General features: G+C 64.2%; 17 protein-coding genes. 12 read left to right on the forward strand and 5 right to left on the reverse strand.

The genetic code is table 11. From position 1 onward, the window contains the following. Positions 1 to 45: 45 nt before the first annotated feature. The gene (locus tag PSV40_RS21615) at positions 46 to 753 is read right to left on the reverse strand and encodes a haloacid dehalogenase type II (protein ID WP_300541771.1); all 708 of its coding nucleotides are present in this window, start codon (positions 751 to 753) and stop codon (positions 46 to 48) included. Positions 754 to 957: 204 nt separating this feature from the next. On the opposite strand from PSV40_RS21615, the gene PSV40_RS21620 reads away from it, so the two are divergent. From PSV40_RS21620 to PSV40_RS21675, 12 genes are all read left to right on the forward strand, one after another. Next, complete coding sequence (locus PSV40_RS21620) at positions 958 to 2,139, forward strand: CaiB/BaiF CoA-transferase family protein (protein ID WP_366915059.1); 1,182 nt, start codon at positions 958 to 960, stop codon at positions 2,137 to 2,139. A gap of 106 nt (positions 2,140 to 2,245) precedes the next feature. Next, positions 2,246 to 3,229 (forward strand): LysR family transcriptional regulator, encoded by a 984-nt coding sequence (locus tag PSV40_RS21625; protein ID WP_300541775.1) that lies wholly within the window; start codon positions 2,246 to 2,248, stop codon positions 3,227 to 3,229. 31 nt (positions 3,230 to 3,260) lie between these two features. After that, complete coding sequence (locus PSV40_RS21630; RefSeq protein WP_300541777.1) at positions 3,261 to 3,713, forward strand: DUF2214 family protein; 453 nt, start codon at positions 3,261 to 3,263, stop codon at positions 3,711 to 3,713. 56 nt (positions 3,714 to 3,769) lie between these two features. Continuing rightward, entirely contained in the window at positions 3,770 to 5,446 is a 1,677-nt protein-coding gene (gene argS / locus PSV40_RS21635) for an arginine--tRNA ligase (protein WP_300541779.1), read from the forward strand. 56 nt (positions 5,447 to 5,502) lie between these two features. Then, complete coding sequence (locus PSV40_RS21640; protein WP_300541781.1) at positions 5,503 to 6,126, forward strand: SPOR domain-containing protein; 624 nt, start codon at positions 5,503 to 5,505, stop codon at positions 6,124 to 6,126. Between the two features lie 49 nt (positions 6,127 to 6,175). Then, positions 6,176 to 6,829, forward strand: coding sequence for a thiol:disulfide interchange protein DsbA/DsbL (locus PSV40_RS21645; protein ID WP_300541783.1), 654 nt, complete (start codon positions 6,176 to 6,178; stop codon positions 6,827 to 6,829). A 352-nt stretch (positions 6,830 to 7,181) separates the two neighbouring features. Continuing rightward, the gene (lptA, locus tag PSV40_RS21650) at positions 7,182 to 7,802 is read left to right on the forward strand and encodes a lipopolysaccharide transport periplasmic protein LptA (RefSeq protein WP_300541785.1); all 621 of its coding nucleotides are present in this window, start codon (positions 7,182 to 7,184) and stop codon (positions 7,800 to 7,802) included. Between the two features lie 10 nt (positions 7,803 to 7,812). Next, complete coding sequence (gene lptB / locus PSV40_RS21655) at positions 7,813 to 8,580, forward strand: LPS export ABC transporter ATP-binding protein (RefSeq protein WP_300541787.1); 768 nt, start codon at positions 7,813 to 7,815, stop codon at positions 8,578 to 8,580. 146 nt (positions 8,581 to 8,726) lie between these two features. After that, positions 8,727 to 10,262, forward strand: coding sequence for an RNA polymerase factor sigma-54 (locus PSV40_RS21660; RefSeq protein ID WP_300541789.1), 1,536 nt, complete (start codon positions 8,727 to 8,729; stop codon positions 10,260 to 10,262). After that, on the forward strand, positions 10,259 to 11,662 hold the full coding sequence (locus tag PSV40_RS21665; RefSeq protein WP_300541791.1) for a THUMP domain-containing protein: 1,404 nt from the start codon (positions 10,259 to 10,261) through the stop codon (positions 11,660 to 11,662). The genes PSV40_RS21660 and PSV40_RS21665 overlap by 4 nt, the downstream gene beginning before the upstream one ends. Further along, on the forward strand, positions 11,659 to 12,114 hold the full coding sequence (locus PSV40_RS21670; protein WP_366915058.1) for a putative toxin-antitoxin system toxin component, PIN family: 456 nt from the start codon (positions 11,659 to 11,661) through the stop codon (positions 12,112 to 12,114). The genes PSV40_RS21665 and PSV40_RS21670 overlap by 4 nt, the downstream gene beginning before the upstream one ends. Before the next feature lie 82 nt (positions 12,115 to 12,196). After that, positions 12,197 to 13,024, forward strand: coding sequence for a UPF0149 family protein (locus PSV40_RS21675; protein WP_300541793.1), 828 nt, complete (start codon positions 12,197 to 12,199; stop codon positions 13,022 to 13,024). An 8-nt stretch (positions 13,025 to 13,032) separates the two neighbouring features. Here the strand turns inward: PSV40_RS21675 and PSV40_RS21680 are convergent, their stop codons facing one another. The 4 genes from PSV40_RS21680 to PSV40_RS21695 all read right to left on the reverse strand — a co-directional run. After that, complete coding sequence (locus PSV40_RS21680; protein ID WP_300541795.1) at positions 13,033 to 13,353, reverse strand: hypothetical protein; 321 nt, start codon at positions 13,351 to 13,353, stop codon at positions 13,033 to 13,035. 121 nt (positions 13,354 to 13,474) lie between these two features. Next, positions 13,475 to 13,777 carry a type II toxin-antitoxin system RelE/ParE family toxin gene (locus PSV40_RS21685; protein WP_300541797.1) on the reverse strand — a complete coding sequence of 101 codons (303 nt, stop codon included), beginning with the start codon at positions 13,775 to 13,777 and terminating at the stop codon, positions 13,475 to 13,477. Beyond that, positions 13,762 to 13,995 carry an addiction module protein gene (locus tag PSV40_RS21690; protein ID WP_300541799.1) on the reverse strand — a complete coding sequence of 78 codons (234 nt, stop codon included), beginning with the start codon at positions 13,993 to 13,995 and terminating at the stop codon, positions 13,762 to 13,764. Before PSV40_RS21690 ends, PSV40_RS21685 begins: the two co-directional genes overlap by 16 nt. Further along, positions 13,992 to 14,267, reverse strand: a 276-nt coding sequence (locus PSV40_RS21695; RefSeq protein WP_300541801.1) for a hypothetical protein, incomplete at its 5' end; no start/stop codon positions are given. The genes PSV40_RS21690 and PSV40_RS21695, both read right to left, overlap by 4 nt.

Consider the following 14,267-nt stretch of genomic DNA (forward strand, 5'->3'; position numbering starts at 1 on the left):
AAAAGGGCAAAAAGAAAAAAAGAAAGATCGAAATCGTGAAACGGATTATCCCGCCGGGAAGAAACCCAGCACATCGCGCAGATTGCTGCCGGTACGCGTGGGCTGTGTGCCCAGCTCCTCGAAGGGCAGGGCGTAACGGTTGACCCAGAGTGTCTGGTAGCCGTACCAGGTCGCGGCGAGCGCGTCCCAGCTGTTGCAGCTGACAAAGGCGATCTGCGGCGCGGCCAGGCCCGTGGCCTGCGGCCCGAGCGCATAGGCCTCGGGGTGGGTCTTGTATTTGCGGATGCTGTCGACACTGAGCACATGGTCGAGCAGGTCCTCGAGTCCGGCGGACTTGACGGCCACGTCCAGCATCGAAGGATCGCCGTTGGACAAAATGCCGGTGACGATGCCGCGTTTTTTCAAAGCCTGCAGCACCTCGCGGTTTTCCGGAAAGGCCGACAGGTGCCGGTACTGGTTCATCAGCCGATCTTCGCGTTCGGCCGTCAGGTCCAGGCCCAGGCGCTTGCACGCGTAACGCAGGCCGGCGCGGGTCAGCTCCCAGAACGGCCGGTAGTGCTGACCGCCATTGCTGGTGGTCACCAGCCGCGTGTATTCAATCTGCTTGTCGCGCCAGAGCACGCCCAGCGCCTGGCCCTGGCCCGGAAACAGTTGCTCCGCCAGCAGGCCGACGCTGTACACGTCGAACAGCGTGCCGTAGGCATCAAAGAGAACAGCCCGTGGCACGACGTGCCCGGCTTTGGGTTTTTCCATGGCTAGACTGTATTTGATACTTTGACAAAGATTAATTGATTAAAAAGTGATTTATCCATGACATATTTGAATGTAATTTCCGGATCTGACGGGCGCCGCATAATTTGCAGGTCATGAGCCAAGCGGTCGGCCAACCACCGCCTATCAAGGAATTCCACCGTGTCCCAGCCCTCCCCGCCGCCGCTAGCGGCTTCCGGCCCCGTCCTGCCTGCCACGCCTTTGCCGCTGGCAGGCCTGCGCGTGATCGAATTCACCCATATGGTGATGGGCCCGACCTGCGGCATGGTGCTGGCCGATCTGGGCGCGGAGGTCATCAAGGTCGAGCCGCTGGGGGGCGACAACACGCGCCGCTTGCTGGGCTCAGGCGCCGGGTTTTTTGCGCTGTTCAACCGCAACAAGAAAAGCATTGCCCTGGATCTGCAGACGGCGCAGGGCCGGGAGATTGCGCTCAAGCTGGTGGCGACCGCCGATATCGTCAGCGAGAACTTCAAGCCGGGCACCATGCAGAAGCTGGGGCTGGACTACGCCAGCCTGTCGACACTGAACGAAGGCCTGATTTACGTCAGCCACAAGGGGTTTTTGCCCGGCCCGTATGACCACCGCACCGCGCTCGACGAGGTGGTGCAGATGATGGGCGGCCTGGCCTACATGACGGGCCGGCCCGGTGACCCGCTGCGCGCCGGCACCAGCGTCAACGACATCATGGGCGGCATGTTCGGTGCCATCGGCGCCATGGCCGCGCTGGCCGCGCGCGCAAAAACCGGCAAGGGCCAGGAGGTGCAGGCGGCGCTGTTTGAAAACAATGTCTTTCTGGTGGCCCAGCACATGATGCAGTTTGCCGTGACCGGCCAGCCGGCCGCGCCCATGCCGGGCCGCATTTCGGCCTGGGGCATTTACGACGTGTTCACCGTGCACGGCGGCGCCCAGATCTTTCTGGCCGTGGTCAGCGACACCCAGTGGCAGCTGTTTTGCGACGCCTTCGGGTTTGCCGACCTGCGCGCCGACCTGCGGCTGGGCAGCAACAACGACCGCGTGCGTGCACGCGACTGGCTGCTGCCGCAGCTGCGCGAACGCCTGGCGCCGCGAAGCGCTGCCGAACTCAGTGCGCTGTTCGAGCAGCACGGCCTGCCGTTTGCGCCCATCACACGTCCCGAGGACTTGTTTGACGACCCGCATTTGCAGCAGACCGGCGGTCTGGCGCCGCTAACGCTGCCGGACGGGCGTGCCACCCATGTGCCGCTGCTGCCCCTGACCCTGGGTGGCGAGCGCCCCGGCGTGCGTCTGAACCCACCCCGGCTGGGCGAACACACGCTGGAATTGCTGCAGGAGCTCGGCTATGGCGAGGCGGACATCCAGGCCCTGCAGGGCGGGAAGATCATCACCTGAACCTGCCTGCGCGCCGGGCGCTACAGGCGCGCAGGCGGTGACATCGACGGTGCAATAAAGATCTTCGATGCCCCATTGCCACCTTTTGTGCTCATAATCGCGACCCATGAGCAAACTCAAACAGATGGAGTCTTTCGTCTCGGTCGCCACGCGCGGCAGCCTGACCGCCGCGGCCAACGCCGAGGGCGTGGCACCGGCCATCATGGGGCGGCGGCTCGATGCGCTGGAAGAACGGCTGGGCGTCAAGCTGCTGGTGCGCACCACGCGGCGGATTTCGCTGACCCATGAGGGCAGCGCCTTTCTGGAAGACTGCCAGCGCCTGTTGATCGACGTGGCCAATGCCGAGGCCAGCGTGTCGGCCGGCGGAGTCAAGGCCAGCGGGCATCTGCGCATCACCGCGCCGGCCGGGTTTGGGCGCCGCCATGTGGCGCCGCTGGTGCCGCTGTTTCGGCAGTTGCATGCCGACGTCACCATTTCACTGAACCTCAGCGACCGCGTGGTCGATCTGGCGGGTGAAGGTTTCGACTGCGCGGTGCGCGTCGGCGACCTGCCCGATTCCTCGTTGGTCAGTGTGCGCATGGCCGACAACCGCCGCCTGTGTGTGGCCACGCCCGGCTACCTGCAGCGCCACGGCACGCCGCAGCACCCCACCGAACTCGCGAAATTTGACTGCCTGACGCTGTCCAGCGACGCTTCGCAGACGCGGGGCTGGGCGTTTCGCGTTCCGCGCAACGCCCATGGGCGACAACAGGAAGGCGTCCTGGCGGACGCGTCAGGTGAGGGCGACTACGAGGCCATTCATCTCAAACCGGGCGGCCCGCTCGACTGTTCGGACGGCCAGGTGTTGCACGACTGGTGCATGGCCGGCTACGGCATTGCCTGGCGCAGCACCTGGGAGGTCGAGGCCGAAATTGCCGCCGGCAAACTGGTGGCGGTGCTGCAGGACTTCGATGCGCCGCCCAACGGGATTTACGCGGTGTTCCCGCAGCGCAAGCACCTGCCGCTGCGCGTGCGCCTGTGGATAGACTTCCTCAAACACAACTACGGCGAGCCCGCGTTCTGGACCGGCCAGCGCACCGCGCACCCCTGAACACAAGCACCGGACCAGCCGCGAGACCTCCATGACGCTCGAAGCCCTGCTCGCTTATGCCCACATCCTGGCCATCCTGACCATGGTGGTGTTTCTTGCCAGCGAGGCGGCCCTGTGCCGCAGCGAGTGGCTCAACGCCGCCGTGGTCGAGCGTCTGGGCAAGATCGACCTGATCTACGCCCTGGCGGCGGGTGCCGTGTTGCTGACCGGCTTGCTGCGCGTGTTCCTGGGCGCCAAGGGTGCGGGCTGGTACGGCACCAACGCGCTGCTTTACGTCAAGCTGGCCTTGTTCGTCGGCATCGCGCTGCTGTCCATCCAGCCCACGCGGCTGTTTGCCCGCTGGCGCCGCGAGCTGCGCGCCACCGGCCGCTTGCCCGACGCCAGCCAGGTCACGCAGGCGCGCCAGCTGGTGATGGTGCAGGCGCATCTGCTGCCGCTGATCCCGCTGGCCGCCGTGTTTCTGGCGCGCGGCTACGGCAAGTAGGCCGCGCGGCCAACTGCGCCGGCCCGCTTACCGGCCCGCACCCGTAAAATCAGCGCATGCTCCTAGTCAAACAAGAATTGCTCGCGGTCCTGGCCGCTGAGCTGGACAAGCTGTCCCCCGGTGCCGGCCAGAAGGCCGCTTTCGAGTCGCCCAAGGTCGCCGCCCATGGCGACTTCGCGTCCACGGCCGCCATGCAGCTGGCCAAACCGCTCAAGCTCAACCCGCGCCAGCTCGCCGAGGGCCTGCGCGAGTCGCTGCTGGCGGCGCCGGCTTACCAGCGCTGGGTCGATGCGGTGGAGATCGCCGGGCCGGGCTTCATCAACTTCCGGCTCAAGCCGGCGGCCAAGCAGGAAACCGTGCGCGAGGTGCTGACTGCGGCCGGGCAGTACGGCGTCAAACCGGTGGACAAGGCGCGCCGCATGCTGGTCGAGTTTGTCTCGGCCAACCCGACCGGGCCGCTGCACGTGGGCCATGGCCGGCAGGCGGCGCTCGGCGACGCGATCTGCAACCTGTTTGCGACCCAGGGCTGGGACGTTTACCGCGAGTTCTATTACAACGACGCGGGCGTGCAGATCCACACACTGGCCACCAGCACGCAGGCTCGCGCCAAGGGCCTCAAGCCCGGCGACGCGCTCTGGCCCGAGCCGGCTTACAACGGCGACTACATCGCCGACATCGCGGCCGACTTCATGGCCCAAAAAACCGTCAAGTCCGATGACCGTGAGTTCACGGCTTCGGGCGACATCGAGGACCTGGATGCGATCCGCCAGTTCGCCGTGGCCTACCTGCGCCACGAGCAGGACCTGGACCTCCAGGCTTTTGCGGTCAGCTTCGACAACTACTACCTCGAGTCCAGCCTGTACAGCTCGGGCCGGGTCGAGGCCACGGTGGCCAAACTGAAGCAAGCCGGCAAAACCTACGAGCAGGACGGCGCGCTCTGGCTGAAGTCCACCGACTACGGCGACGACAAAGACCGCGTGATGAAAAAAAGCGACGGCAGCTACACCTACTTCGTGCCCGACGTGGCTTACCACCTGGCCAAGTGGGAGCGCGGCTTCACGCGCGCCATCAACATCCAGGGCATGGACCACCACGGCACCATCGCCCGCGTACGCGCCGGCCTGCAGGCCGCCGGCGCCGGCATTCCCCAGGGCTACCCCGACTATGTGCTGCACACCATGGTGCGTGTGATGCGCCACGGCGAGGAGGTGAAGATTTCCAAGCGCGCCGGCAGTTATGTCACGCTGCGCGACCTGATCGAGTGGACCAGCAAGGACGCGGTGCGCTTTTTCCTGCTCAGCCGCAAGCCCGACACCGAGTACGTTTTCGACATCGACCTGGCCCTGGCCAAGAACAACGAAAACCCGGTGTATTACGTGCAATATGCCCACGCCCGCATCTGCTCCGTGCTGGCGGCCTGGGGCGGCGATGTCGCCACCCTCAAGGGCATGGACCTGTCCGCGCTCGACAGCCCGCAGGCGCAGGCCCTGATGCTGCTGATGGCCAAGTACCCCGACATGCTGGCCAATGCCGCCACCGGGTTTGCGCCGCATGACGTGGCGTTTTACCTGCGCGAGCTCGCTGCCAGCTACCACAGCTATTACGATGCCGAGCGTATTCTGGTGGATGACGACGTGGTCAAGCTGGCACGCCTGGCGCTTGTCGCCGCCACCGCGCAGGTGTTGCACAATGGCCTGAAGGTGCTGGGCGTTGACGCCCCGCAGAAGATGTAAACCAGAGCCCTGACACCATGACGCGTAACCCTTCCACCAAGCAAACCGGGCAAGGCATGAACACACAACGAGGCGGGACCCTGCTGGGGCTCATTATTGGTGCGCTGATCGGCCTGGCTGCTGCCCTGGCGGTGGCCGTCTACATCACCAAGGTGCCGGTGCCGTTCATGAACAAGAGCCAGTCGCGCAGCCCCGACCATGACGCGGCCGAGACCAGGAAAAACCGGGACTGGGACCCCAATGCCCCCCTGTATGGCAAAAACCCGGCCAAGCCGTCTGCGGCGTCGGGCGGACCGGTGACCGATGTCACGCCCCAGAAGCCGGCAGCGGCGCCTGTGGCCCCGGCTGAACCGGCTGCCCAGACCGCAAAACCTTCGGCCGACCCGATCGGGGACCTGGCCAAGGCCAGGCTGGCCGCGCCGGCCGTCGCTCCCGGGGCCGACCCTTTCAGCTATTTTGTGCAGGTGGGTGCTTTTCGCACCCCCGAGGACGCCGAGCAGCAGCGCGCCAAGATTTCGCTGATGGGGCTGGAGGCCAAGGTGACCGAGCGCGAGCAGTCCGGCCGCACGGTGTACCGGGTGCGTCTGGGGCCTTTCGACAAGAAGGACGATGCCGACAAGGCCAAGGAACGGCTTGACGGCAGCGGCATAGAAACCGCCCTGGTTCGCGTCCAGCGCTGAACTTTCTGGAACCTGGGTGTCAAACCTTGCACTATTGGAGAAAAGCTTGATGCAACGACGTGAATTTTCGATAGCCACCGCTTCGGTGGCCACCGCCGCCTCGCTGGGCGCCCTGAGCACCCCGGCCCGGGCCCAGGCGCCGGCGCCGCGCGCGGGAACCGACTTCCTCGTCCTGGACAAACCGGCCCCGGTCGAAGCCCCGGCCGGCAAGGTCGAGGTGGTGGAGTTCTTCTGGTACAGCTGCCCGCACTGCAACACTTTTGAGCCGGCACTGGAAGAGTGGATCAAAAAGGCGCCCAAAGACGTGGCGGTCCGCCGCGTGCCGATCGCCTTCCGTCCCGATTTCGAGCCGCAGCAGCGCCTTTATTACGTGCTCGAGGCCATGAACAAGGTCGATGAACTGCACAAAAAGGTGTTTTACGCTATCCATGTGGAAAAACAGATGCTCAACACGCCGGACCTGATTGCGGCTTGGGCGGAAAAGCAGGGCCTCAACAAGGCGAAGTTTCTCGAGACCTACAACTCGTTTTCAGTGGCGACCAAGGCCCGCAAGGCCACCCAGTTGCAGGATGCCTACAAGATCGACGGCGTTCCAGCGCTTGGCGTCGCCGGGCGGTATTTCACCTCGGGCTCGATGGCACAGACCATGGGGCGCGCGTTGCTGGTCACCGACTACCTGATTGCCCAGGTCAGGAAAGGTTAGCCCCACGGTCGCTCCCTGCGTGCAGCTCCCGAGGCCTTGCAGGCCGCGGCTCGCGAGACGCTTCGCCTCTGTCGCCTGTCCAAAGCTGCTCAAGCAGCTTTGGAGCCGCAGGCTCCAGCCCCTCGGGGGCCGCCGCGCCTGCGGACTGGCAGAGCCAGATCCGCGGCCCCTGCTGGATTGAAGAGCCCCCCCCCACGGTCGATTGCTTCAAATCCGATCATCCTGAGCATGTCCCTTGGTGGCTATCGAACCCCGCCCCGAATGGGCGGGTTTTTTATGGGCGGGGCGGATTACCCGGAGTTGCGTCGCTACAATGAGTCAATACCACCAAAGCAGCAAGATTCGTGCCTTTATGAAAAACTCCGCCCGTGTACTGATGCTGGTCGCCGTCTTCGCGGCTTTTCCGGTTGCGGCCGAAAAGGCCGACCGCGACAAGCCCATGAACGCCGAGGCCGACGCCCTGCGTTACGACGACCTCAAGCAGACCAGTGTTTTCACCGGCAACGTGGTCATCACCAAGGGGACCATCATTGTTCGTGGCGCCCGCGTCGATGTCCAGCAGGACCCCGAGGGTTACCAGAACGCGATCGTGATTGCGGCACCCGACAAGCTGGCCTACTACCGCAAGAAGCGCGAAGGTGTCGATGAATACATCGAGGGGGAGGGCGAAAGAATCGAATACGACAGCCGCGCCGACACCGTCAAGTTCATCAAGCGCGCCGTGTTGCGCCGTTACGTGGGCGCCACCCTGGCCGACGAAACCACCGGTGAGCTGATTATTTACGACAACCCGACCGATGTCTTCACCGTTGACGCCGGCGCCCAGACCAAGACCCCCTCCAACCCGACGGGGCGCGTTCGCGCCCTGCTGGCCCCGCGCAACACGGTTTCCGGCGCCCCCGCAGCGCCCGCGCCTGCCGGGCCGTCTCCCTCCCTGCGGCCCAGCACCACGCTGGGCAATGACAAGAAGTAACCAAACCCCCATGGACGTGTCCCCGGAAACCGCCCCCGTCAGTCGCCTGGTCGCCACCGGCCTGCAAAAATCGTACGGAAGCCGCCAGGTCGTCAGGGATGTCTCCCTTGCGGTAAAAAAAGGTGAAGTGGTCGGCCTGCTCGGTCCCAACGGCGCCGGCAAGACGACCTCGTTTTACATGATCGTCGGGCTGGTGCGCGCCGATGCCGGCGAGATCACCATCGACGGCGAGTCGATCGAGCACATGCCGATCCACAAACGCTCGCGCCTGGGCCTGAGCTACCTGCCCCAGGAAGCCTCGATTTTCCGCAAACTCACGGTCGAGCAGAATGTGCGCGCCGTGCTGGAGCTGCAGACCGACGACGCCGGCAAACCGCTATCTGCCGCGGTGCTCAACAAGCGCCTGGATTCATTGTTGCAGGACCTGCGGGTCGACCACCTGCGCGACTCGCCGGCACCGGCCCTGTCCGGCGGCGAGCGTCGCCGCGTTGAAATCGCCCGCGCGCTGGCCACGCAGCCGCGTTTCATTCTGCTTGACGAGCCGTTTGCCGGCATCGACCCGATCGCGGTGATCGAGATCCAGCGCATCATCGGTTTCCTCAAGTCGCGCGGCATCGGCGTGCTGATCACCGACCACAACGTGCGCGAAACGCTGGGCATTTGCGACCACGCCTACATCATCAGCGACGGCCATGTGCTGGCCACGGGAACCCCTTCTGAAATCGTGAACAATGCCGACGTGCGCCGGGTCTACCTCGGTGAGCACTTCAAGATGTAGGCCATGGTTCCCCCCCGTTGTCGCTCACTGCGTGTAGCTCCCTCCCCCCTGCAGGGGGCGGCGCCTGCGCCCCGGCAAAGCCGGTTGCGCGGCCCCCGCTTGCTTAACACCTCCCAACCCGCGTTGCTGCGCGTTTAAGGGGTGGCATGAAGCAGGGACTTTCCCTTCGCGTTTCGCAGCATCTGGCGCTCACGCCACAGTTGCAGCAGTCGATCCGCCTGCTGCAGCTGTCGACGCTGGAGTTGAGCCAGGAAGTCGAGCAGATGCTCGACGAAAACCCGTTTCTTGAAGTGGCCGAGGAGGCTGCCCCGCGTGAGGATTTCGGCCTGGGCCAGGTCGACACGCCGGTCAGCCAGGAAACCCGCGAGTTTGAATCCACTACGGATTCCATAGCAGTCAGCGCAGAAGATACGGGGGCTGCAGGTCAAAATGATGCAGAACCAAGCAGCGAGGCCAAACTCGAGGAAAGCTGGGAGGGCGACGGCAGCGTCGACACCGCCCCCGACGACAGCGAGTGGGGCGGCGACGCCACGCCGCGCAAGAACAACAACGACGACAGCGATGTCGATGCCACCGAACTGGCGCGCAGCCATGAGTCGCTGCAGGACCACCTGCACCGGCAGGCCCTTTCGCTGCGCCTGTCGCCCGAGGGCAAGGCCGCGCTGCATTTCCTGATCGAATCGCTCAACGACGACGGCTACCTCGAAGACAGCCTGTCCTCGCTGGCCGCTGGCCTGGCCGGCGACGACCTCGAGCAGCTGGAGGCGGTGGAACATGAGTTCGCGGTCGCGCTCAAGCTGCTGCAACACATGGAACCCGCGGGCGTCGGCGCTCGCAACCTCGCTGAGTGCCTGAGCCTGCAACTGCTCGACTGCAAGGACAAGGACGAGACCCGCGCCGCCATAGCGATGTGCCAGCACCCCATGGAGCTGCTGGCCAAGCGCGACGTCAAACGCCTGTCGCAGCTCTGCGGTTTCCCCGATGCGGTGATCAAGGGCGCCATCGGCCTGATCTGCCGGCTCGACCCCAAACCGGGCCGGCGCTTTGTCAACGTCGAGCGCAACCTGATCGTGCCGGACGTGCTGGTGGTCAAGTCCGGCCGCGGCTTCAAGGTCTCGCTCAACAGCGACGTGATGCCGCGCCTGCGTGTGCATGACATCTACGCCAACGCCCTCAAGCAGAACAAGGGCCAGGGTGGCCAGGCGCTGCAGCAACGCCTGCAGGAGGCGCGCTGGTTCATCAAGAACATCCAGCAGCGTTTCGATACCATCCTGCGCGTGAGCAGCGCGATTGTCGAGCGGCAGAAAAATTTCTTCACCCACGGCGAGCTGGCGATGCGGCCGCTGGTGCTGCGCGAAATCGCCGACGAGCTGGGTCTGCACGAATCGACGATTTCACGCGTGACCACCGCCAAGTACATGAGCACGCCTTTCGGCACCTTCGAGCTCAAGTATTTCTTTGGCTCGGCACTCGGCACCGAGACCGGCGGCAATGCGTCCAGCACCGCGGTGCGCGCGCTGATCAAGCAGTTTGTCGCGTCCGAAAGCCTGAAAAAGCCGCTCAGCGACAACCAGATTTCCGAGATGCTCAAGGAGCAGGGCATTGAATGCGCGCGCCGCACGGTTGCCAAATACCGCGAAGCGCTGCGCATTGCGCCGGCCAACCTCCGAAAATCTTTATGAACCAACTTCAATTATTTCTACCCTGCGCCGCCGGCGTGGAGGAGCTGCTGGCCGCCGAGGTCAAACGCATCACGGGCAACCAGGGCAAAGCCTGGCGAGCCGGCGTGCAGGTCACGGGCTCCTGGCGCGATGCGCTGCAGCTCAACCTGCACAGCCGCTTGGCCCAGCGTGTGCTGATCGAGCTGCAGCACAACAGCTACCGCAGCGAGCAGGACCTGTACAACGCCGCCGCCGCCGTGGCGTGGGAAATCTGGTTCACGCCCAAGCAGACCTTCAAGGTCGAGATCACCGCGCAGCACAGCCCGCTGACCAGCCTGAATTTTGCCGCGCTCAAGATCAAGGACGCCATCGCCGACCGCTTCCGCGACAAATACGATGTGCGCCCCGATGTCGACACGCGCTGGCCCGACGTGCGTGTCTATGCCCACCTGACGACCGACACCGTCACGCTGTACATCGACACCTCGGGCGAGCCGCTGTTCAAGCGCGGCTGGCGTGAGGACAAGGGCGATGCACCGCTGAAGGAAACCCTGGCCGCCGCCATGATCGCCGCCAGCGGCTGGAGCGGTGAGGCGGGCTTGTGCAAACAGGGCGTGCCGCTGTACGACCCCTGCTGCGGCTCGGGCACCATCGTCATCGAGGCGGCGCAGATCGCCTGCAACATCGCCGCCGGCATGGGCCGGCATTTTGCGTTTGAAAAATTCGTGCCTTTCCAGCCCCACGTCTGGGAAGGTCTGCTGGACCAGGCCGAGCAGGCCATCACGCCACCGACCGCACCGGTGTTCGGCAGCGATGTCTCCTTCCGCATGGTTGACTTTGCCGAGCGCAATGCCGAACGCGCCGGCGTCTCGCACGCGGTGCAACTGCGCGGCGGCGACGCCTTGCAGCGCATGCCGCCCGCGCCCTCGGGCGTGATGCTGGTGAACCCGCCCTACGGCGAACGTATCGATGTGGCCGGTGTGGCCGGCATTCCCGCCCTGCAGGGGCGTGACCAGCGCCGCCAGCAAGGCGGCCAGGCGCAACAGGACCACCGCAACCAGCCCATCGACGAGTTCGGCCAGCCCTTGAGCCGCGACGCCGGCGACACCCGGGACACGCGCGAAGAGCCCGCCTTCGAAACCTCGCGCGACCGTTCGGCCAACCCGGGCCGCGAGCAGGCCCTCAATGCCTGGGGCGAGGAGGCCTCGGACTTCTTTCCGCAACTGGCCAGCCACTGGAAGAAAAACTACGCCGGCTGGACCGCCCACGTGCTCACGCCCGACATGAAGCTGCCGCAGAAAATGCGGCTCAAGGAATCGCGCCGCGTACCGATGTGGAACGGCCCCATCGAATGCCGGCTGTTCCGCTTCGACATGGTGGCCGGCTCGGCGCGCGAGAAAAAGCCCGCCGCCACGCCTTGAACCCGGTCGCCATGGACACCCAGGCGCGGGCCGGCGACTGCGTGGTGCTCGACACCAACATCGTGCTGGACCTGTTCGTTTTTGGCGACCTGGCGGCGCAGGCGCTCAAAAGCGCGGTGGTCACCGGGCAGCTGCAATGGCTGGCCACCGAGGACATGCGTGTAGAGCTCGAACGTGTGCTGGACTATCCGCAGGTCGCCAAGCGCATGACGCGCGACGGCCTGGTTGCTGCGCAAGTGCTGCTGGCCTTCGACACCCATGCGCGCACCGTGGCCGCCGGCAGCAAGGCGCCGGTGACCTGCAGTGACGCGGACGACCAGATCTTCATCGACCTGGCCGTGGCGCACAAAGCCTGGCTGCTGAGCAAAGACCGGGCCGTGATTTGTATGAAAAAAAGGCTGTTGGCCCTTGATGTACGGGCGCTGACAGCTATAAAAAACATAGTAACCTGACTCCGGGCGGCGCTTCGCCGTGCACCCGCGGGGCTGCGGCTACACTGCCTTCCATACGCGTTCAACCACCACGGACACCCCCATGACAGATGCCCCTTCCATCCCGGAACCCCTCTTCCCCGGCGCCTTGAGCCCCGAGGATTTCGAAACACTGGACAACATCCTCGACGACCTGCGCAAGCGCGAGGAGGAAACGCCGCAATGGGAGTTTTGCGAGGGTTTCCTGGCCGCGCTGGCCTGCACGCGGCGCGAGATTCCGCCCGACGACTACATGGCCGTGCTGCTCGACTTCGAGGGCGCCGAAGACGAGGCCGCGGCCCGGCAGCTGTTTGCCAGCGACGCGCAGCGCGCGCAGTTCATGGACCTGTGGGAACGCCGCTACCAGGACATCTGCCGCGCGCTGGATGCCGACGTGGAAAGCCTGCAGGACGAACGCGCGTTTTACCCGCAGGTCGGCGACATGCGTGGCATGCTGGCCCGGCTGCCCGAGGAGGAACGCAAGGACATCGACATGGACAGCGTGCCCTCGTTTGCCCAGGTCTGGGCGCTGGGCTTCATGTACGCGGTCGAGTCCTGGCCCGACGAGTGGGCGCTCTCGCGCCAGGAAGCCAAGGATAAACAGGCCGTCGAGGACCTCGACACCGCGCTGGGCGCCATCATCGAGCTGACCGACGACGACCCGGGCCCGATGGAGATTCCCATGCTCGGCGAAGACGCCGCGCCCAGCGCCAGCGAAGTGCGGCTCGAACAATTCGGCGAAGCCTTATGGGCGGTGTACGACCTGCGCGGCTTCTGGCGCAGCTTCGGCGCCAAGGTGGCCACGGTGCACAAGGAGGCCGCGCCCGGCCGCAATGATTTATGCCCCTGCGGCAGCGGGAAGAAATACAAGAAGTGCCATGGGGCGGGGTGAGGCTGGCCCTAATCCGCCGCGTGTTTGCGGCCGGGCGGGGTTGAACGCGCGGTGGTGGCTTTCGTCTTTTCGACAAGACGGCCACTGACGTATTTGTGCAGGACGCTGGCGATGAGTGTCTGGTAAGGGATGCCCTCTTCCAGCGCCTTCACCTGGATGTCGCCAAGATCAATCGACGACAGGCGGATATTGACCCTGCGGTCCTTGACGGCCGTCGCCCTGGCCGCAGCCTTGAGCTTTTCTAACTCGCCTTTGGTGGCGACAGACTTCAGGCGGCCTTTTTCAAATGCCGTCAGGATGTCCTGTTCATAAGCATCAATTTTTGCCATCTGTCTCACCTTGCTTCAGATAGTCCCGGGTTGCCTTGCGGCTGGGGATAAAAGCTCGCATGTGACTCAATTGCTTCAACGTCGAAATTCACCGACGCAAAGCGTCCGGTGGCATCACCAGTTAACGGGCACGTTCATGTGGCCACCGCTGTGGATGGCGCGCATTGTGAATAACAGCCAAAACGTGAACCAAATCATTTTTGACCGTGTAAAAAACACCGTACGGAAACCGTGGCAAAAGTGTGCGGCGTACGCCTGGAACAATTTCTGCGTACAAAAGCGGGACTTGCTCAAGGCGTTTGAGTTGGAGTTCAAAAGCCAACTCAAATTCAGAGCCTAGCCCTTTGCTCTGTTCCTCATACCAATCGAACGCTTCGCCAATTTCGCGAACGGCCCGACCGGCAAACTTCAAGCGGTACGCCACGAGCCGTTTTTTAAATGTGCTTTTACCTGATCCCAGGAATAACCGGCCTCTGGGTTTCGCTCAAAGTCGACCAAACGCGCTTCGAGTTCGGTTTTCAGCTCGGGGGAAACCTCAAGGGCGTGAGGGACGGCAGCAATGCTTTCCCAAATCACTTCAACGAGTTGAATGCGCTCCTGGACGGGCAGCTCCAAAATGTCGGCAACAGAAATTTGGCTCATGGAACGTAGATTACCACGGACGTTGTTTTGCGCGTTAACGTAAAAATGACCGGACCACCAACACTTGCGGCGCAGCCGCCTCTTGCCGTTGAGGGGGAGTCCATATAGGACCAGTTAGACAGCAGCCGCGGGGCTACCAGCTCATGACCCATCATGCCCTCCCGATGTTTCAAATACCTTTGCCCATGCCCCCAGCTCGAATACAAAGCCGACGAAGCTAAGGCAATGCTGAATAAGTCCCCCAGCTGGCCCGTGACTTGCATGTAGAACTG

The organism is Polaromonas sp. (assembly GCF_029945925.1).
Taxonomy (GTDB): domain Bacteria; phylum Pseudomonadota; class Gammaproteobacteria; order Burkholderiales; family Burkholderiaceae_C; genus Polaromonas.

Excerpts from the sequence above, each read along its gene's own strand:
- PSV40_RS21645 (WP_300541783.1), top strand. The coding sequence starts at position 6,176 with ATGCAACGACGTGAATTTTCGATAGCCACCGCTTCGGTGGCCACCGCC.
- PSV40_RS21680 (WP_300541795.1), bottom strand. The coding sequence starts at position 13,353 with ATGGCAAAAATTGATGCTTATGAACAGGACATCCTGACGGCATTTGAA.
- PSV40_RS21625 (WP_300541775.1), top strand. The coding sequence starts at position 2,246 with ATGAGCAAACTCAAACAGATGGAGTCTTTCGTCTCGGTCGCCACGCGC.
- PSV40_RS21615 (WP_300541771.1), bottom strand. The coding sequence starts at position 753 with ATGGAAAAACCCAAAGCCGGGCACGTCGTGCCACGGGCTGTTCTCTTT.
- PSV40_RS21665 (WP_300541791.1), top strand. The coding sequence starts at position 10,259 with ATGAACCAACTTCAATTATTTCTACCCTGCGCCGCCGGCGTGGAGGAG.
- PSV40_RS21690 (WP_300541799.1), bottom strand. The coding sequence starts at position 13,995 with ATGAGCCAAATTTCTGTTGCCGACATTTTGGAGCTGCCCGTCCAGGAG.
- PSV40_RS21640 (WP_300541781.1), top strand. The coding sequence starts at position 5,503 with ATGAACACACAACGAGGCGGGACCCTGCTGGGGCTCATTATTGGTGCG.
- lptA (WP_300541785.1), top strand. The coding sequence starts at position 7,182 with ATGAAAAACTCCGCCCGTGTACTGATGCTGGTCGCCGTCTTCGCGGCT.
- PSV40_RS21630 (WP_300541777.1), top strand. The coding sequence starts at position 3,261 with ATGACGCTCGAAGCCCTGCTCGCTTATGCCCACATCCTGGCCATCCTG.
- PSV40_RS21675 (WP_300541793.1), top strand. The coding sequence starts at position 12,197 with ATGACAGATGCCCCTTCCATCCCGGAACCCCTCTTCCCCGGCGCCTTG.
- argS (WP_300541779.1), top strand. The coding sequence starts at position 3,770 with ATGCTCCTAGTCAAACAAGAATTGCTCGCGGTCCTGGCCGCTGAGCTG.
- lptB (WP_300541787.1), top strand. The coding sequence starts at position 7,813 with ATGGACGTGTCCCCGGAAACCGCCCCCGTCAGTCGCCTGGTCGCCACC.
- PSV40_RS21660 (WP_300541789.1), top strand. The coding sequence starts at position 8,727 with ATGAAGCAGGGACTTTCCCTTCGCGTTTCGCAGCATCTGGCGCTCACG.